This is a genomic window from Mesorhizobium sp. WSM4822, from assembly GCF_055811155.1.
In genome coordinates, this window is sequence record NZ_JBVVQM010000018.1 from 57,774 (window position 1) to 74,416 (window position 16,643).

17 protein-coding genes and 4 pseudogenes are annotated in these 16,643 nt (G+C 62.9%); 11 read left to right on the forward strand and 10 right to left on the reverse strand.

Annotation, left to right across the window (positions count from 1 at the left end):
- Positions 1 to 168: 168 nt before the first annotated feature.
- Positions 169 to 648: a MarR family winged helix-turn-helix transcriptional regulator gene (locus tag AC0L3E_RS30805; protein ID WP_027038640.1), complete on the reverse strand. Its 480-nt coding sequence runs from the start codon at positions 646 to 648 to the stop codon at positions 169 to 171.
- Between the two features lie 196 nt (positions 649 to 844).
- On the opposite strand from AC0L3E_RS30805, the gene AC0L3E_RS30810 reads away from it, so the two are divergent.
- Genes AC0L3E_RS30810 through AC0L3E_RS30835 form a run of 6 tightly spaced genes read left to right on the forward strand, consistent with a single transcriptional unit; the run spans position 845 to position 6,642 of the window.
- Positions 845 to 1,453, forward strand: a complete 609-nt coding sequence (locus AC0L3E_RS30810; RefSeq protein WP_128308847.1) for a CDP-alcohol phosphatidyltransferase family protein — start codon at positions 845 to 847, stop codon at positions 1,451 to 1,453.
- Between the two features lie 39 nt (positions 1,454 to 1,492).
- Entirely contained in the window at positions 1,493 to 3,277 is a 1,785-nt protein-coding gene (locus AC0L3E_RS30815; protein ID WP_473606434.1) for a bifunctional alpha/beta hydrolase/class I SAM-dependent methyltransferase, read from the forward strand.
- A gap of 5 nt (positions 3,278 to 3,282) precedes the next feature.
- Positions 3,283 to 4,608: a phosphatase PAP2/dual specificity phosphatase family protein gene (locus tag AC0L3E_RS30820; protein ID WP_473606420.1), complete on the forward strand. Its 1,326-nt coding sequence runs from the start codon at positions 3,283 to 3,285 to the stop codon at positions 4,606 to 4,608.
- Positions 4,605 to 5,048 carry a hypothetical protein gene (locus tag AC0L3E_RS30825; RefSeq protein WP_127267051.1) on the forward strand — a complete coding sequence of 148 codons (444 nt, stop codon included), beginning with the start codon at positions 4,605 to 4,607 and terminating at the stop codon, positions 5,046 to 5,048. Before AC0L3E_RS30820 ends, AC0L3E_RS30825 begins: the two co-directional genes overlap by 4 nt.
- Entirely contained in the window at positions 5,045 to 5,707 is a 663-nt protein-coding gene (locus tag AC0L3E_RS30830) for a lysophospholipid acyltransferase family protein (RefSeq protein ID WP_127267052.1), read from the forward strand. Before AC0L3E_RS30825 ends, AC0L3E_RS30830 begins: the two co-directional genes overlap by 4 nt.
- Positions 5,707 to 6,642, forward strand: coding sequence for a phosphatidate cytidylyltransferase (locus AC0L3E_RS30835; RefSeq protein ID WP_127267053.1), 936 nt, complete (start codon positions 5,707 to 5,709; stop codon positions 6,640 to 6,642). The genes AC0L3E_RS30830 and AC0L3E_RS30835 overlap by 1 nt, the downstream gene beginning before the upstream one ends.
- A 37-nt stretch (positions 6,643 to 6,679) precedes the next feature.
- Here AC0L3E_RS30835 and AC0L3E_RS30840 read toward each other — a convergent pair.
- From AC0L3E_RS30840 to AC0L3E_RS30875, 8 genes and pseudogenes are all read right to left on the reverse strand, one after another.
- Positions 6,680 to 6,808: pseudogene (locus AC0L3E_RS30840) on the reverse strand (iron ABC transporter permease); the annotation flags it as partial.
- A 34-nt stretch (positions 6,809 to 6,842) separates the two neighbouring features.
- A complete protein-coding gene (locus AC0L3E_RS30845) occupies positions 6,843 to 7,529 on the reverse strand; it encodes an ABC transporter ATP-binding protein (protein WP_473606421.1) in 687 nt (228 codons plus the stop codon).
- Positions 7,526 to 8,275 carry an ABC transporter ATP-binding protein gene (locus AC0L3E_RS30850; RefSeq protein ID WP_127321152.1) on the reverse strand — a complete coding sequence of 250 codons (750 nt, stop codon included), beginning with the start codon at positions 8,273 to 8,275 and terminating at the stop codon, positions 7,526 to 7,528. Before AC0L3E_RS30850 ends, AC0L3E_RS30845 begins: the two co-directional genes overlap by 4 nt.
- Positions 8,268 to 9,239 carry a branched-chain amino acid ABC transporter permease gene (locus tag AC0L3E_RS30855; RefSeq protein ID WP_256745579.1) on the reverse strand — a complete coding sequence of 324 codons (972 nt, stop codon included), beginning with the start codon at positions 9,237 to 9,239 and terminating at the stop codon, positions 8,268 to 8,270. The genes AC0L3E_RS30850 and AC0L3E_RS30855 overlap by 8 nt, the downstream gene beginning before the upstream one ends.
- A gap of 8 nt (positions 9,240 to 9,247) precedes the next feature.
- Positions 9,248 to 10,168: a branched-chain amino acid ABC transporter permease gene (locus AC0L3E_RS30860; RefSeq protein WP_127270515.1), complete on the reverse strand. Its 921-nt coding sequence runs from the start codon at positions 10,166 to 10,168 to the stop codon at positions 9,248 to 9,250.
- Between the two features lie 137 nt (positions 10,169 to 10,305).
- Positions 10,306 to 11,442, reverse strand: coding sequence for an ABC transporter substrate-binding protein (locus AC0L3E_RS30865; RefSeq protein ID WP_473606422.1), 1,137 nt, complete (start codon positions 11,440 to 11,442; stop codon positions 10,306 to 10,308).
- 42 nt (positions 11,443 to 11,484) lie between these two features.
- Positions 11,485 to 11,630: pseudogene (locus AC0L3E_RS30870) on the reverse strand (tryptophan 2,3-dioxygenase family protein); the annotation flags it as partial.
- Position 11,631: 1 nt separating this feature from the next.
- Positions 11,632 to 11,816: pseudogene (locus AC0L3E_RS30875) on the reverse strand (2-aminobenzoate-CoA ligase); the annotation flags it as partial.
- 274 nt (positions 11,817 to 12,090) lie between these two features.
- On the opposite strand from AC0L3E_RS30875, the pseudogene AC0L3E_RS30880 reads away from it, so the two are divergent.
- Positions 12,091 to 12,388, forward strand: a pseudogene (locus tag AC0L3E_RS30880) (phosphatidate cytidylyltransferase); the annotation flags it as partial.
- A gap of 63 nt (positions 12,389 to 12,451) precedes the next feature.
- Here the strand turns inward: AC0L3E_RS30880 and AC0L3E_RS30885 are convergent.
- Entirely contained in the window at positions 12,452 to 12,880 is a 429-nt protein-coding gene (locus AC0L3E_RS30885) for a Fur family transcriptional regulator (protein WP_023813521.1), read from the reverse strand.
- Positions 12,881 to 13,024: 144 nt separating this feature from the next.
- Here AC0L3E_RS30885 and AC0L3E_RS30890 point away from each other — a divergent pair, with 144 nt between their 5' ends.
- The 4 genes from AC0L3E_RS30890 (at position 13,025) to AC0L3E_RS30905 (ending at position 16,624) form a co-directional block, all read left to right on the forward strand.
- On the forward strand, positions 13,025 to 13,972 hold the full coding sequence (locus tag AC0L3E_RS30890; RefSeq protein WP_372958876.1) for a metal ABC transporter substrate-binding protein: 948 nt from the start codon (positions 13,025 to 13,027) through the stop codon (positions 13,970 to 13,972).
- An 86-nt stretch (positions 13,973 to 14,058) separates the two neighbouring features.
- Positions 14,059 to 14,919 (forward strand): manganese/iron ABC transporter ATP-binding protein, encoded by an 861-nt coding sequence (locus tag AC0L3E_RS30895; protein ID WP_206517197.1) that lies wholly within the window; start codon positions 14,059 to 14,061, stop codon positions 14,917 to 14,919.
- Positions 14,916 to 15,776, forward strand: a complete 861-nt coding sequence (locus AC0L3E_RS30900) for a metal ABC transporter permease (RefSeq protein ID WP_127267054.1) — start codon at positions 14,916 to 14,918, stop codon at positions 15,774 to 15,776. Before AC0L3E_RS30895 ends, AC0L3E_RS30900 begins: the two co-directional genes overlap by 4 nt.
- Entirely contained in the window at positions 15,773 to 16,624 is an 852-nt protein-coding gene (locus tag AC0L3E_RS30905) for a metal ABC transporter permease (protein ID WP_127267055.1), read from the forward strand. The genes AC0L3E_RS30900 and AC0L3E_RS30905 overlap by 4 nt, the downstream gene beginning before the upstream one ends.
- The last annotated feature ends 19 nt before the right edge of the window (positions 16,625 to 16,643 follow it).

Genomic DNA, 16,643 nt, shown 5'->3' on the forward strand with positions numbered 1-16,643 from the left:
CCGCCGCCCGCGCCACAACCCCCCGCACGGGGCCCCGCGGGGGTTTTTTCTTCCCGGCCCGTGGGGCGGGCGCCCCGGGGGCACAAACCGCGGGGGGGGCCGCGGCCGGCTGCGCCGGCGCTTCCATGTCCAGTTCGGTCACTTTCTCGTCTATCTTGGCTACCGCGTTCATGCTGCTGCGCCTTCTGTATTCTTCACTTTTTCAATGGACGGCGTCTCGTCGTCGGTCAGGTTGCGAACCATCGCCTCGAGCCCTTCGATGAGGACGCGACGGGCTTCCGGCTTCACGCCGACCAGCGATTCCTCATAGACTTCTCCGGCAATGCTCTTGATTACGGCGTAGGCATCGCTTGCCTTGGGCGTCAGGAAGATCATGCGGACGCGACGATCGGCGGCGTCGGACCGACGCTCGATCCAGCCTCCCTCTTCCATGCGGTCGACCAGGCGCGAAACGCTGATCGGCTCGATTTCGAGAAGTTCGGCCAGCCGCGCCTGCGCGACACCGTCTTCCTTGGCAACGCGGACCAGAAGCCGCCATTGCGCCGAAGAAAGCCCCAAGCCACTGGCCCTCGCCTCGAAGCGCTTGCGCATCAAGCGCTGCACGTCGTGGATCAAGAAGCCCAATCTGTCGATGCCATCGGAAACCATGAGCGGCATATATAATAAGCGTGCTCACTATTCAAGACGCCGCGTTGCACGAGAAGCCGGCAAATGTGCATGGCAGCTTTGCCGGACCAATCATGGTTATCGATTTGCAAACGCATGATGGCCGTAGCCCCCGCTACACTGGTCGCGTCTGGCATATTGATGTACAGCCGCTGAACAGGATCGGGGGATCAACGCAATGCCGACGCTTTACGCTCTCAAGCCGGCCTTCCAGGGCCGACTGCGGCCGCTGGTCAATCGGTTGGCGGCAATCGGGGTCACGGCAAACAGCATAACCATCCTGGCGGCCGCGATGTCGATAGCCGCCGGCGCGGCCATTGCGATCTGGCACGAATGGCGCTGGCTGCTGTTGCTTATCCCCTTGGTGATGTTCGTGCGCATGGCGTTGAATGCCGTGGACGGCATGCTGGCGCGCGAGCATGGCCAAGCCTCGACGCTTGGCATGTATCTGAACGAGTTGTGCGACGTCGTTTCAGACCTCGCGCTGATTCTCCCTTTTGCCGTCTTTCCGGAATTTGGCGCATGGGGCGTCGTCGCCTTCGCGATAGCGGCCGTGCTGACCGAGTTCGCCGGCGTGCTCGGCATCGCTGCCAAGGTCGGGCGTAATTATGCCGGGCCGTTCGGCAAGAGCGACAGGGCGCTGGCGCTCGGCGTCGTCGCCGTGCTGTGCGCCGCCGGGCTGTGGCCGGCATCGATAGCGGCGTTTGTGTTTCCGGCCATGGCAACGCTTTCGCTGCTGACCGCCATAAACCGGATACGCGCCGGCATTATTGGCAGCGCCAGCTGAGCATCGAGGCTCGCCATGCCGCCAGAGGGGAAGACCATGATGCACGAACCGATCGCCGCCGCGGCCACGGAAAGCCTTGCGCGGCAAGCACAGGAGCGGGTTTTCCGCAGCCATGACGGGACGGAGATCTTCTACCGATTCTGGCCGGCGGCCTCCGCCGATGCCAAGGGCGCGGTGGTGCTCTTCCACCGCGGCCACGAGCATGGCGGTCGCATGGCCCATCTTGTCGATGAATTGCAGATGCCGGACCACGCCTTCTATGCCTGGGATGCCCGCGGCAATGGCCGCTCGTCCGGCGAGCGCGGCTATGCGCCTTCCTTCTCGGCCCTGGTGCGCGACATCGACTGCTTCATGCGCGAGATTGCAGCCAGGGATGGCTTTGCCACTCGGGATATCGCGCTGATCGCACAATCCTTCGGCGCCGTGCTGGCCGCCGCCTGGGTGCATGACTATGCGCCGAAGCTGCGCGCCATGGTGCTGGCCTCACCGGCCTTCTCGGTAAAACTCTACGTGCCCTTCGCCAAGGAGGGCATCGCACTCTGGCAGAAGATCAAGGGCCGCTTCTTCGTCAATTCCTACGTCAAGGCGAAATTCCTGACCCACGATCCCGTGCGCATCGCCTCTTTCGAGAGCGATCCGTTGATCACGCGGCCGATCGCTTCCAACATCCTGGTCGAACTCTATCAGCATGCCGCACGCATCGTCAGTGACGCCCGCGCCATCAATGTGCCGACCCAGCTTCTGCTTTCGGGCAGCGACTGGGTGGTGCGCCACGGCCCGCAGCACGAGTTCTTCGTCAATCTCGGCAGCCGCACCAAGGAACGCCATGTGTTGCCTGGTTTCTTCCACGACACGCTGGGCGAGCGCGACCGGGCAAAGGCCCTCGACCTGATCCGGCCATTCCTGGCCAGGCAGTTCGAGGCACCCGATGCGCCGGTCGACCTTAAGCAGGCGGACATTGCCGGCTACACACGCGACGAGGCCGATAGGCTTGCCTCGCCGCTCGCTCTGATGTCGCCAAAGGGCCTCTATTGGGCATTCAGCCGTGCCTCCATCCGCATGGGCGCCTGGGTCTCGCAAGGTATGAAGGCCGGCGTGACCACCGGCTTCGATTCCGGCTCGACGCTGGACTACGTCTACGAGAACAATGCGCGCGGGCTTACGCCTCTTGGCCGCGTCGTCGACCGCATTTTCCTGGAGGCCATTGGCTGGCGCGGCATCCGCCAGCGCAAGCTGCATCTCGAAGAGCTCATCGGCTCTTGCCTGGCGACGCTCAAGGCCGCTGGCCGGCCGGCGCACATTCTCGACATCGCGGCCGGCCATGGCCGCTATGTTCTCGATGCCATCGTGAAGAGCCCCGATCAGCCGGCGAGCGTTCGCCTGCAGGATTATTCCGACCTCAACGTCCAGCTTGGCCGCAAGCTGATCGCCGAGCGGCAATTGCCGGCTGATGTCTCATTCCAGCGCGCCGATGCCTTCGATGCCGACATGCTCGCTTCGATCGATCCAGCTCCGGATCTTGCCATCGTTTCCGGCCTTTACGAATTGTTCTCCGACAATGCGATGATAGCCCGCTCGCTCGGTGGATTGGCCAGCGCCATGCAGCCGGGAAGCCTGTTGCTCTACACCAACCAGCCCTGGCATCCGCAGCTCGAGATGATCGCCCGCAGCCTGACTTCGCATCGCGGAGGCGAGGCCTGGGTGATGCGGCGGCGCACGCAGGGTGAGATGGACCAGCTCGTCGAAGCCGCCGGTTTCGAAAAGCTCGACCAGCGCATCGACCAATGGGGCATCTTCACCGTCTCGGTCGCACGGCGCCGCTGAGCAGCATGGCCTCGTCGCTTGCACCCATCGCGCGCACCGAGCCTTATGGACGGGTGGTCGTCAGGGCCGCGCTATGGCTGGCCTTCCTGGCGCCGTTCTTCTACCTCAGCTACGGCTTCGCCAACTGGCTGGCCTCGCGGCGCGACGAGGTCGGCAGCATCGTGTTCTCGTGGGAACACAGCATTCCGTTCGTCGCCTGGACCATCGTGCCCTATTGGTCGATCAATCTGTTCTACGGCCTGTCGCTGCTGCTCAACAACGACAAGCAAGGCGTCGACCGCCTGGCCGGGCGCTATCTCACCGCGCAGGTCGTCGCCGTTATCTGCTTCATCCTGTTCCCGCTGACCGCGACATTCGTGCGACCGGCGACGACCGGCCTGCCGGGCTTCCTGTTTGCCGTGCTCGGCGGTTTCGACAAGCCGTTCAACCAGGCACCCTCGCTGCACATCGCCCTTTTGGTGATCATCTGGGATCATTGGCGCCACCGGCTCCGCGGGTTGCTCCTGCCGCTCTGGCATGGCTGGAGCTTCCTGATCGGTGCCTCGGTGCTGACGACCTGGCAGCATCACTTCATCGACATTCCGACCGGCGCGCTGCTCGGGTTCTTTGCGCTGTGGCTGTTTCCGCGCAGCGGCGCGTTGCCGTTTTCAGGCTTCCGGCTGACCAGCGATGTGAAAGCGCGGCGGCTGGCGCGGTTCTACGCGCTGGGCGCGGTCCTCGCGCTGGCCGGTGCAGCGCTCGGCGCCTTGTTCTGCGCCGTCGCGCTCTTCCTGCTTTGGCCGGCGCTGGCGCTGGCCATCGTCGCCTTCGCCTATGCAGGAGCAGGCGAAAAAGTGTTCCAGAAATCCGCCGATGGCAGCATCACGCTCGCAAGCCGTGTCCTGCTCTTGCCTTACCGTCTCGGCGCCAGGGCCAACATATGGGCCTGGACGCGCAAACTTGCTCCCCAGGTGGCGATTGCCGACGGCGTCTTTCTCGGGCGCTTTCCCACGGCACGCGAGGCCAGCAGCTTCGGCACGGTCATCGATCTCGCCGCCGAACTTAAGAGGCCTGCGGCAGCCGATTGCCGCTGGATCAGCTTTCCGATGGTCGACCTGTTGCCGCCGCCAGTGGCGATACGGCAACAGGCAGCCGGCGCGCTGGAGAGTGCGCGCCGCGACGGCACCGTGCTGGTGTGCTGCGCGCTCGGCTTCCAGCGCAGCGCCGGCGTCGTCGCCGAATGGCTGGTGGCGACCGGCAGGGCCAAGACGCCGGCGATTGCCCGCGAAATGCTCGCGGCCCTCGGCCGGCCGGTTCATCTTGCCGAGGCCATAGAGCGCGCGGCGTCATGACCGGCAATGCCTACCAGGACCGCACCGACCGCTTCGCCGGCATGCTGATGCGGCAGGCAGCGTGGCCGGCCGCAATCGTGGTGGCGGCAAATATCCTTGCGCCGCTGGCTGCCTCGACGCGCGGCGGCTTCGAGACTTTGCCGGCGGCCGTTGCGCTGTCGATCACAGCCGCGAGCGCTGTCGCCGTTCTGGCGCTGTCGGCATTGCTGGCATTCGACGCCCTGTTGTTCCGGGTCATGGCTGGCCATGATGACGAAGCTTCCGGCGGTGCCGCGGTGGACGACATGCTGGCGCGCATGCGCCTGAAAACGGCCCCGCCCGCGACACGCTCGCTCGATGACCGCATCGCCGGCACGCGTCGCCTGCTGTTCAAGCAGCGCGCCGCCCTGGCTCTGTTTGCCGCAGCACTTCTGGCGTCAGGGTTTTGGGCGCCGCGATGAACAGGCTTTCGCTCAAGACCTTCACCTTGCTGCAGACGGTAACCTCCGTCGGCCTCTCGGCGCTGGCCCGGATGGTGACGGGCGTGCGTCCGATCTGGAACGGCAGCCTGCCCTCCGACCGCCAGCGCATCTATTTCGCCAACCACACCAGCCATGGCGACTTTATCCTGCTGTCGGCCTGTCTCAGCGAAAGCGAGCGCGCGATCACCCATGCTGTTGCCGCAGGCGAATATTGGGGGAAGTCGCGGCTGCGCCGCTTCATCGCGCAGGACATGCTGTCGTCGGTGCTCATCAACCGGCAGTGGACGAGACCTGAGGAAAACCCGATCGAGATCATGCTGTCGGTTCTCGACCAGGGCCACTCGCTGATCCTGTTTCCCGAAGGCACACGCAACATGACCGAAGAGCCGCTGCTGGCATTCCGCTCCGGGCTCTACAATCTGTCGACGGCGCGGCCTCAGGTCGAGCTGATCCCGTGCTGGATCGAGAACATGTCGCGCGTGCTGCCCAAGGGGCAGTTCCTGCCGGTGCCGCTGCTGTGCCGCGTCGTCTTCGGCGCACCGGTGGCGATCGGTCCGGGCGAAGAACGCCGCGCCTTCCTCGAACGCGCCCACGCCGCGCTTCTGGCGCTCAACCCGCGTCCCGAGCGAGACGATTGATGCGCCACGAAATCTCCATCCTGATCATCGGCCTGCTGGCGGTTTTGACCACCGCCAGCATCGTCGCGACCATACTTTCGGCGCGAGCGCCGAAGCCGCTTAGTTCGACGCTGGTCAATCTCAGCCAGCGGATCAACGCCTGGTGGGTGATGGTGGCGCTGATGACGGTCGCCTTCTTCTTCGGGCGTTACGGGATGACCATCCTGTTCGCTCTGATCTCCTTCGCCGCGCTGCGCGAATTCGTGACGCTGACGCACACCCGCCGCAGCGACCATTGGGTGCTGCTTGGCATGTTCGGCATCATCATACCGTTTCAATATTGGCTGGTGTGGACCGCCTGGTACGGGCTCTTCGTCATCTTCATTCCGGTCTATTGCTTCCTGCTGATGCCGGCCATCACGGCGCTGCATGGCGACACTGAACGCTTCCTCGAGCGCATCGCCGCGCAGCAATGGGCGGTGATGATCTCGGTCTATTGCGTCAGCCATGTCCCTGCCCTGCTGACACTCGAGGTGCCGGGCTTCGAAGGCCGCACCCTGCTGCTGATCGCGTTCCTGATCATCGTCGTGCAAGGCAGCGACGTGCTGCAGTACATCTTCGGCAAGCTGTTTGGAAAACACCGTTTTTCGCCGAACGTCTCGCCGTCGAAAACCTGGGAAGGGCTGATCGGCGGACTGGTGTCGGCGAGCCTGCTCGGCGCGCTGCTATCGTTCGTGACACCCTTCTCGCCGCTGCAGGCAGCAGCCGTGGCCTTCGTCGCCTGCTCGATGGGATTTCTCGGCGGGCTGGTCGCCTCGGCCATCAAGCGCGATCAGGGCGTCAAGGACTGGGGCCATCTGATCGAAGGCCATGGCGGCATGATGGACCGCACCGACAGCCTGGTCTTCGCCGCCCCGGTGTTCTTCCACATCGTGCGCTATTTCTGGACGGTCTGAGCCGGCGGCCTGTTGCAAGAGCGGTTCATTGGCGCGCTCAGAGCCGGTTTTGGATCAGCATGGTGACGACGAAGAACGCGCCGACGGAGCTGGTGATGATGCCGATCGGCAGCTCCTGCGGCAGCAGCAGCGTTCCGGCCAGAAGATCGCTGGCCAGCAACAGCACCGGGTCAGTTTGGAAGCCGTTTGACACCCTTTTTTCATACGCCGAGATAGCGGTCCTGAATTTCTGGCGTCAGCGCCTCGGGCGTGCCTTCGAAGACGGTCATGCCCTTTTCCAGAACGAAGCAGCGGTCGGCCACAGGTAGAAGCTCGGCAAGCGTCTTGTCTACGACAAGGATCGACTGTCCGCTCGACTTGAGCTTGCGGATTGCTGCCCAGATGTCCTGGCGGATCACAGGTGCCAGACCCTCGGTCGCCTCGTCCAGAATGAGCAGGCTCGGATTGGTCATCAACGCGCGGCCGATGGCTACCATCTGCTGCTCGCCGCCCGACAGTGTACCGGCATATTGGTCGCGGCGTTCGCCGAGACGCGGAAACAGCTCGACAACTTTTTCCAATGTCCACGCGCTGCCGCGTGCTGCGGCCAGCAGGTTCTCCAGTACGGTCAGATTGGGAAAGCAGCGCCTTCCCTCCGGCACCAGACCCAGGCCAAGACGCGCGATGCGGTGCGGGCGCATGCCGGCGACTTGGCGGCCGCCAAAGCTGATCGAGCCTGAGCGCGGTTTCGCGAGGCCGAGAATGGAATTGATCGTCGTCGTCTTGCCCATGCCGTTGCGGCCCATGAGCGCCACGACCTCACCCGCCCTGACGTCGAGCGAGACGCCGAACAGCGCCTGCGATGCGCCGTAGAAGGTTTCGACGCCGTTGAGTTCCAGCAGGCTCACGCAGCTTCTCCGAGATAGGCCCGGCGCACTTCGGGATCGTTGCGGATCTCGTCCACCGTGCCGGTGGCGATGACGCGGCCATAGACGAGGACCGAGATACGGTCGGCAAGCGCGAAGACGGCATCCATGTCGTGCTCGACGAGCAGGATCGGCGCTTCGTGGCGCAGGCCGTCGAGGAATTTCGTCAACGCTTTCGATCCGTCTGGCCCCATGCCGGCCATCGGCTCGTCGAACAAAAAGGCCTTCGATCCAAGGGCCAACGCAATGGCGATTTCGAGTTGACGGCGTTCGCCATGCGACAGCTCAGCGGCTGGCACGTAGGCGCGCCCGGCAAGGCCGACGCGCTCCAGCATCGCCATCGCCGGTTCTGTCAGGCTCTTGTCGCTCATCACGGGGCGTAAGAAGCGGAAGCTCGTTCCCTGGCGTGCCTGCACCGCCAGCATCACATTGCGCAGCGCGGAAAACTCCTGCGCGAGTGATGAGATCTGGAAGCTGCGGCCGAGCCCAAGCCGCCCGCGGGCCGCCATGTCGAGCCCGGCCATATCCTGGCCGAGAAAGCGGATACTGCCGCTGTCTGGCCGGAGCGAGCCCGAGATCTGGTGGATCAGCGTGCTTTTGCCGGCTCCATTGGGGCCGATCAGCGCGTGGATTTCGCCCGGCTTGAGATCGAGGCTGACGCCGTCGGTGGCCTTCAGCGCGCCGAAAGTCTTTTTGAGATCGCGTATTTCGAGGACCAGCTCAGCCATGACGCGCCTCTCCAGCCAAAAGGCCAAGCAGCCCGCCGCGCGCGAACAAAACGACGCCGAGCAGGATCAGGCCAAGGAAGAACTGCCAGCGTTCGGTGAAGCCGCCAAGCGCGAATTCGAACAGCACGTAAAGCATCGCGCCCGCAACCGGGCCGAACAGCCGACCCTTGCCGCCAAGGATGATGAGCACGATCAGCTCGCCCGACATGTGCCAGGACAGCATCGAGGGGCTGACGAAGCGGTTGAGATCGGCAAACAGCGCGCCGGCGAGGCCTGTGACCATGGCAGAGATGGCGAAGGCAACGAGCCTGATGTTGAAGGGTGCGATGCCGACGGCGGACAGCCTGGTCGCGTTCTGCCGTGCCGCCTGCAATGCGGCACCGAAGCGCGATCCGCGCAGCAGCCAGAACAGACCAAGTGCTGCCATCAGCACGACATAGCAGATCAGGAAATAGGTCAGGGACTGCGCCGTGTTCATACCGGGAAAGCCATTGCGGACATAGATCGACAGCCCGTCCTCGCCGCCATAGGCCGGCCAGGAGATGGCGAAGTAGTAGATCATCTGCGCGAAAGCGAGCGTGATCATGATGAAATAGACGCCCGTCGTGCGCAGGCTGATCGCGCCGATCGGCAAGGCGACAAGGCCGCAAACCAGGATAGCCACCGACCAGATGACCGGCATCGAGGTCGTGCCTTGCAGGCCAAACAACAGCGGTTCGGCGTTGAAGGCATGGGTCGCCAGGATGCCGGCGGCATAGCCGCCAAGGCCGAAGAAGGCGGCGTGGCCAAAGGATACCAGCCCGCCAAGACCAAGCGCGATGTTGAGCCCGACAGCAGCGAGCGCAAGGATCGTAATGCGCGTGGCAAGCGTGACGTAGAATTGCTCGCCCATTGCAGACGCACTGAACGGGATCGCTAGCAGCAGAAGTGCCAGCAGTATATTGATGATGGTTTCGCGGCTCATGGTGGCCCTTACGACTGCGCCGCAAACAGGCCGCTTGGCCTGAAAGCGAGGATCAGGGCCATGACTATGTAGATCAGCATGGAGGCGAGTGAGGCACCGATCAGCCCGGCCTGTGCCGTCGGCATCATCAACGCCAGCGCCTTGGGCAGGAGGAAGCGGCCCATCGTGTCGACGAGGCCGACGAGGATGGCACCGAACAGCGCGCCCTTGATCGAGCCGATGCCGCCGATGACGATGACCACGAAGGCGAGGATGAGTGCTGGCTCGCCCATGCCGACCTGCACCGATTGCAGCGCACCGACCAGCGCGCCGGCAAGGCCGGCAAGGGCAGCACCTAGCGCGAAGACAACAGTGTAGAGCGTGCGGATGTCGACGCCGAGGGCTGCGATCATCTCGCGGTCGGATTCGCCGGCGCGGATGCGCATGCCGAGACGGGTGCGCGAGATCAGCAGATAGAGCCCCACAGCAACGGCGATGCCGACGCCGATAATGGCGAGGCGGTAGAGCTGGTACTGGCCACCGCCGGGCAAGGGCACCGCGCCTTGCAGCAGCGGTGGGATGTCGAGATAAAGCGGAAACGAGCCAGACAGCCAGCGCGTGCCTTCCGAAAAGATCAGGATCAGCGCAAACGTCGCCAGCACTTGGTCAAGATGGTCGCGCTCATAAAGCCTGCGGATGACAACGATCTCCATGACCGCACCGGCGGCTGCCGCAGCGATCAGGCTCGCCACCAGACCGATCCAGAACGAACCAGTGGCGGCGGCGACCGTGGCACAGGCAAAGGCGCCGACCATGTAGAGCGAGCCATGGGCGAGGTTGATCAGGCCCATGACTCCGAAGATCAGCGTCAGGCCGGCGGCCATGAGGAACAGCATCACTCCGAGCTGCAGCCCGTTGAGAAGTTGTTCGATCAGAAGGGCGATGGACAAATGAACGATCCGGACTGTGGTTCAAGGCGGGAAATGCCGAAGCAAGCCGCTGCAAGATACGGCGATGCGGCCTCGCCGCGGCCCCGGCCCCGTCGATGACGAGGCCGGCACTTTAGCAAAGCGGATGCAGCCTTGGGCTACATCTTGCACTGGTCGGCATAGGCGTCCTTGTGGTGTTCGAAGGCGGTGGCGATGATCTTGTTGGTCAAGACATCGCCTTCCTTTACCACCTCACGGACGTAGATGTTCTGGACCGGATGATTGTTGGTGTTGAAGGTGAACTCGCCGCGCACCGACTTGAAATCGGCTGCCTTGAGGGCCGCGCGGAACGCGTCCTTGTCCTTAACACTGGCCTTGGACAGCGCAGACAGGATCAGGTTCGCCGTATCCCAGCTCTGGGCGGCGTAGATTGAGGGCAGGCGATTGTATTCGGCCTTGAAGGCCTCGACGAACTGCTTGTTGGCTTCGTTGTCGAGGTCCCTGGACCAGCTCGCCGAGTTCTTGACGCCAAGGGCTGCGTCGCCAACCGCGGGCAAAATGTCCTGGTCGAAGGAGAAGCCAGGACCCATGACCGGGATGTTCACGCCCGACTGGGCGTACTGCTTCATGAAGGAAATGCCCATGCCGCCAGGCAGGAAGAAGAACACCGAGTCGGCACCGGAATCGCGGATCTGGGCGATCTCGGCGGCGTAGTCGGCCTGGCCGATCTGGGTGTAGGCCTCGCCTGCCAGCTCGCCCTTGTAGTAGCGCTTGAAGCCGGTCAGCGAATCCTTGCCAGCCGGGTAGTTGGGCGCGAGGATGAAGGTCTTCTTGTAGTCCTTGTTGGCGTACTGACCCATCGCCTCATGGAAATTGTCGTTCTGGTAGGCGACGTTGAAATAGTTCTTGTTGCACTTGGCGCCGGCAAGGGCCGACGGGCCGGCATTGGGCGACAGATAGATGACGTCCTGCGCCACCGCGTTGGGCACCACCGCCATCGCCAGGTTCGACCAGATGATACCGGTGAGCAGGTCGACCTTGTCGCTCTGGATCATCTTTTCGGCGAGCTGCACCGCGATCTCGGGCTTCTGGGCATCGTCTTCGATGACCAGCTCGACATCCTTGTTGCCGGACTGTTTCATCGCCAGCGTAAAGGCATCGCGCATGTCGACGCCGAGACCCGCACCGCCGCCCGAAAGCGTGGTGATGACGCCGATCTTGACGGGTTCGGCATAGGCAAGGCCAGATGTGGCCAGCGACAAAGCGAACATGCTGGCTGCCAGGATATTCTTCATTTTTCTCTCCTTCCCAGTGTTTTCAATATAGATAAAATAGCTTTAGAGCCGGGTGCGAACTTTCCAGAGTTCAGTGAACAGCTCAACCTCCAGCATCTCTTCAGACACGAAGCGCCCGACGTGCCGCCGGTGCTGCGTTTCATGCCGATGATGCGTTCGACTGTGGTGACATGATTGAAGCGCCAGCGCCCGGCCATTGCCGATCGGCGCGGTGTGGTCACCCAGACCCTTTTCGACCAGACGTCGGTCAGTTCGACACCGGCATTAAGGTATTCGGAGTAGTCGAAGCCATCGAGCAGGAAGTTCGGCCACTGTTCCTCGGGCGGAAGGTTGTCGCGCGTGAACGTGTCGATATGCGCTGACGGTCCAAGCATTCTGCGGCTGTCCCCTAGATGCTCGTTGCCACGGTCTTGTCGCCGTGCGTGTGTTTGAATACGCAACTTGCGGGGAGGCTTTGCGCCGACGCCGGGCTGGTCATCCGCATATGCGGCAGCACCCGGCGCGATCCCATATGCGACCGGCATTTGGCACAGCGAGACCTCCCACGCTCTCGACTGACGATTGAGAATTGCACCAGACCAAATTTATTTCAAGCCTAAAGTTTTTAGCCCTGCCCGAGCGTTGGTGCACAAATGCGGCATGTTCGGCATCTTCGGCAAGCTCTTTGGAAAACAACGTTTTTCGCCGAACGTCTCGCCGTCGAAAACCTGGGAAGGCCTGATCGGCACGCCCTTCTCGCCGCTGCAGGCGGCGGCCGTGGCCTTCGTCGCCTGCTCGATGGGATTTCTTGGCGGGTTGGTCGCCTCGGCCATCAAGCGCGACCAGGGCGTCAAGGACTGGGGCCATCTGATCGAAGGCCATGGCGGCATGATGGACCGCACCGACAAGCCTGGTCTTCGCCGCGCCTGTCTTCTTTCACATTGTGCGCTATTTCTGGACGGTCTGAGCCGGCGGCGTCTTGCCCGCCGCGATCAGACCCGGATCAGCATGGTGACGACCAGAAACCACGCTATTTGGCGCGTTTCCTGACATACAGTTCCAGCTTGTGGCGGACGATTTCGAAGCCAAGCTCCGACGCTATCTCGGCCTGCAGTTTCTCGATTTTGTCGGAACGGAACTCGATCACCTGACCGGTGTCGAGGTCGATGAGATGGTCGTGATGTTCACGGTCCGCGTTTTCGAACCGGGCGCGGCCCTCGTCGAAGGCATGACGCTGGATGGCGCCTTTCTCCTCCAGGAGCCGCAACGTCCGGTAGACGGTCGACAAGGAAATGCTGCCGTCGATCTGGTGGGCACGAGAATACAATTCGTTCGCGTCCGGATGGTCGTGCGCATCCGCCAGCAGCCGCAAGATCACCTTGCGTTGTTCGGTCATCCGGACACCGGCGGCTTTCAAATTGCTCCGGAATCGCTCGAAAAGGTCGTTATCCGCTTTCATCCGCCATACTTAGCCGCGTTGCCACGCGACTGCAATTAGCTACTTGCAAATCAGTTGCAACTGCAATATTAGATGCAAATCAAACGCATTAGCATGACGTGAGCAGCGCATGGGCGACGATCAACTCCAGTCGAAAGGCATCCGATGACTGTTTCTGCTTCCCCAACCCGCAGGACGATGCTGCGGGCGCTTGGCGGCCTTGTGGCCATCGGTTTTGCGACGATGGCGAGCCTCGTTCCGGTCATGGCACAGGAGACCCAGCCTGCGGCAGGGAAGGTTCTGCGCGTCGTGACGACGTTCACGATCATCCAGGATATCGCGCAAAACGTAGCCGGGACCGCGGCAATCGTAGAGTCGGTGACCAAGCCCGGCGCCGAAATCCACGACTATCAGCCGACGCCGCTCGACGTGGTGAAGGCGCAATCGGCCGACCTCGTGCTCTGGAACGGCATGAACCTCGAACGCTGGTTCGAGAAATTCTTCGACAACGTGAAGAACGTGCCGAGCGCCGTCGTCACGGACGGTGTCGAGCCGATGGGGATCAAGGAGGGGCCCTACGAAGGCAAGCCCAATCCGCATGCGTGGATGTCGCCGAAGAACGCCCTCATCTATGTCGAGAACATCCGCAAGGCGCTGTCCAAGGCGGATCCGGCAAACGCCCAGGTCTATGCCGCCAACGCCGCCGCCTATTCGGAAAAGATCAAGGCAATCGACGAACCCATGCGCAAGCGCCTGTCGGCGATCCCCACGGACCAACGCTGGCTGGTTACAAGCGAAGGCGCTTTCAGCTACCTGGCACGCGACTTCGATCTGCGCGAAGCCTATCTGTGGCCGATCAACGCCGACCAGCAAGGCACTCCGCAACAGGCGCGCAAGCTCATCGACCTGGTGCGCGAGAACAAGATTCCGGTGGTGTTCAGCGAAAGCACCATTTCGGACAAGGCGGCCAAGCAAGTCGCGCGCGAAACCGGAGCCACCTATGGAGGCGTTCTCTACGTCGATTCGCTGAGCGAGGAAGACGGCCCGGTTCCGACCTATCTGAAGCTTCTCGAAACCACCGTCGAGACTATCGTCCAGGGGTTCGGCGGGTGACCGGGGTTCGCACCGCGCTCGCTCCGGACAGCGTCCAGGGCAGCCATGATCGAACATCGACCGGTAGCGGCCGGGTCGTTGCCTCCATCGACGTGGACGACGTCACCGTCAGCTATTCAAGCGGGGTCACGGCCGTACACTCCGCCTCTTTCAGGCTCGGCGCCTCCACCATCTGCGCGCTGGTCGGCGTCAACGGCTCCGGCAAATCGACGCTGTTCAAGGCGCTGATGGGCTTCCTGACGCCGTCGACCGGAACAGTGCTTATCGCCGGATTGCCGGTCCACGCAGCGCTGAAGCGCGGCCTGGTAGCGTATGTGCCGCAGAGCGAGGATGTCGACTGGAACTTTCCGGTGCTGGTGGAAGATGTCGTCATGATGGGCCGCTATGGCCACATGAATTTTCTGCGTATCCCACGCAGAGCCGATCGCATGGCGGTCGACGCGGCGCTGGAACGGGTCGGCATGACCGATTTTCGCAAGCGCCAGATCGGCGAACTGAGCGGCGGCCAGAAGAAGCGCGTGTTCCTGGCGCGCGCTCTGGCGCAGGGCGGCGAGATCATCCTGCTCGACGAGCCGTTCACCGGCGTCGACGTGCAGACCGAAGCAGCGATCATCGATCTCCTTCGGTCGATGCGCGACGACGGCAAGCTGATGTTGGTGTCGACGCACAATCTCGGCAGCATCGTCAATTTCTGCGACCATGTCGTCATCTTCAACAAGACGGTGCTGGCCTTCGGACCGACAGAGACAACGTTTACGCAAGCCAATCTTGCGAAAGCTTTTGGCGGCGTGCTGAGGCATCTACGCCTCGGCGGCGCCGATCTTCACGACGACCCCGACGCTCGCCACCTGACCGTGCTGACCGATGACGAGCGCCCTCTGGTGCTTTACGGCGAGCGCGATCAAGAGAAGATGATGAAGCCCGACAGCGGATCGCCAGCCCCGTGATTGACATCCTGCTGGAACCCTTCACCTACAACTACATGGCCAAGGCCATCTGGGTCAGCGCCCTGGTCGGCATGGTCTGCGCGTTCCTGTCCTGCTATCTCATACTAAAGGGCTGGGCCCTGATGGGCGACGCGCTTGCCCACTCGGTGGTGCCGGGCGTTGCGGCCGCCTACATGCTGGCCCTTCCCTATGCCGCCGGCGCATTCGCCTCCGGCCTCATCGCCGCACTCGGCATCACCTTGGTGCGGCGCGTGACGCAACTTCGCGAGGACGCCGTGATCGGCCTTGTCTTTACAACGCTGTTCGCTGGCGGGCTGCTGATTGCGTCGATCAGTCCGACCTCCGTAAACATCCAGTCCATCGTACTCGGCAACATCCTCGCAATCTCCGACGAGGATGTAACCCAGGTCATCCTCATCGCAGCGGTTTCGCTGGCTGTATTGGGGCTTCGATGGAAGGATATGATGCTGGTGTTCTTCGATGAGAACCATGCGCGCGGCGTCGGCCTGAATCCGTGGCGGTTGCGGGTCCTGTTCTTCGTGCTGCTCAGCGCCTGCATCGTCGCCGCGCTCCAGACCGTCGGCGCGATCCTCGTGATCGCGATGGTGGTAACGCCTGGTGCCACCGCCTATCTGCTTACCGATCGGTTCGGCGTCATGATCCTGCTCGCGATGGCGATCGGCGCGGCGACGAGCGCGGTCGGCGCCTATCTCAGCTTCTTTCTCGATGGCGCGACTGGCGGACTGATCGTGGTGCTGCAGACCGTGGTCTTTCTGACTGCCTTCGTCTTCGCACCCAAACATGGCCGTCTCGCCGCGCGCCGGGCGGCACGTGCCGCATCCCAGGTCGCGTCATGATGACAATCTGGTCCTGGATCGCCGAACCGCTCAGCCATGAGTTCATGCGTCGCGGTCTCACCGTCGCCATTCTGGTCGGCGCCATCTGCGCGGTGTTGTCCTGCTATCTCGTCCTGAAGGGCTGGTCGCTGATGGGCGACGCCGTTTCGCATGCCGTGCTTCCGGGTATTGTGCTCGCCTATATCGCCGGGATCCCGCTTGCCTTCGGCGCATTCGTGGCAGGACTTGGCTGCGCGCTGGCGACGGGCTACCTCAAGCAGCACAGCCGGATCAAGGAAGACGCAGTCATGGGCATCGTCTTCTCAGGCATGTTCGCGTTTGGCCTGGTTCTGTTCGTCAAGGTCGAGACCGACCAGCATCTCAATCATATCCTGTTCGGCAACATGCTCGGCGTCCAGTGGCGCGACGTGATCGAGGCGGCGATCATCGTCGTGCCGGCGATCCTCATCGTTCTGGCAAAACGCAAGGATCTGCTGCTCTATTGTTTCGATCCGGCCCATGCGCGCGCGATCGGCCTGCCCGTCAACCTGCTGCATTTCGGGCTGTTGACGCTGCTCGCGTTGACCATCGTGGCCTCGCTGAAGGCTGTCGGGATCATCCTTGTCATCGCCATGCTGATCGCGCCGGGAGCGATCGGTTTTCTTTTGACGAAGAGCTTTGAGCGTATGCTCGCCATTGCTGCCGCGGCCGCCATCGGGTCGAGCGTCGTGGGAACGATCCTCAGCTATCACATCGACGCAGCCACGGGCCCGACGATCGTCGTGGTTCAGGCCGGCGTTTTTTTGCTTGCCCTGTTCCAGTCGAAGCGCCCAAAGCAACAGGTGCAACTGGGCATTTCGGGAGAGTAATCGCGGCGCTGGCCCCGGC

Excerpts from the sequence above, each read along its gene's own strand:
- AC0L3E_RS30805 (WP_027038640.1), bottom strand. The coding sequence starts at position 648 with ATGGTTTCCGATGGCATCGACAGATTGGGCTTCTTGATCCACGACGTG.
- AC0L3E_RS30810 (WP_128308847.1), top strand. The coding sequence starts at position 845 with ATGCCGACGCTTTACGCTCTCAAGCCGGCCTTCCAGGGCCGACTGCGG.
- AC0L3E_RS30815 (WP_473606434.1), top strand. The coding sequence starts at position 1,493 with ATGCACGAACCGATCGCCGCCGCGGCCACGGAAAGCCTTGCGCGGCAA.
- AC0L3E_RS30820 (WP_473606420.1), top strand. The coding sequence starts at position 3,283 with ATGGCCTCGTCGCTTGCACCCATCGCGCGCACCGAGCCTTATGGACGG.
- AC0L3E_RS30825 (WP_127267051.1), top strand. The coding sequence starts at position 4,605 with ATGACCGGCAATGCCTACCAGGACCGCACCGACCGCTTCGCCGGCATG.
- AC0L3E_RS30830 (WP_127267052.1), top strand. The coding sequence starts at position 5,045 with ATGAACAGGCTTTCGCTCAAGACCTTCACCTTGCTGCAGACGGTAACC.
- AC0L3E_RS30835 (WP_127267053.1), top strand. The coding sequence starts at position 5,707 with ATGCGCCACGAAATCTCCATCCTGATCATCGGCCTGCTGGCGGTTTTG.
- AC0L3E_RS30850 (WP_127321152.1), bottom strand. The coding sequence starts at position 8,275 with ATGGCTGAGCTGGTCCTCGAAATACGCGATCTCAAAAAGACTTTCGGC.
- AC0L3E_RS30855 (WP_256745579.1), bottom strand. The coding sequence starts at position 9,239 with ATGAGCCGCGAAACCATCATCAATATACTGCTGGCACTTCTGCTGCTA.
- AC0L3E_RS30865 (WP_473606422.1), bottom strand. The coding sequence starts at position 11,442 with ATGAAGAATATCCTGGCAGCCAGCATGTTCGCTTTGTCGCTGGCCACA.
- AC0L3E_RS30885 (WP_023813521.1), bottom strand. The coding sequence starts at position 12,880 with ATGAAAGCGGATAACGACCTTTTCGAGCGATTCCGGAGCAATTTGAAA.
- AC0L3E_RS30890 (WP_372958876.1), top strand. The coding sequence starts at position 13,025 with ATGACTGTTTCTGCTTCCCCAACCCGCAGGACGATGCTGCGGGCGCTT.
- AC0L3E_RS30905 (WP_127267055.1), top strand. The coding sequence starts at position 15,773 with ATGATGACAATCTGGTCCTGGATCGCCGAACCGCTCAGCCATGAGTTC.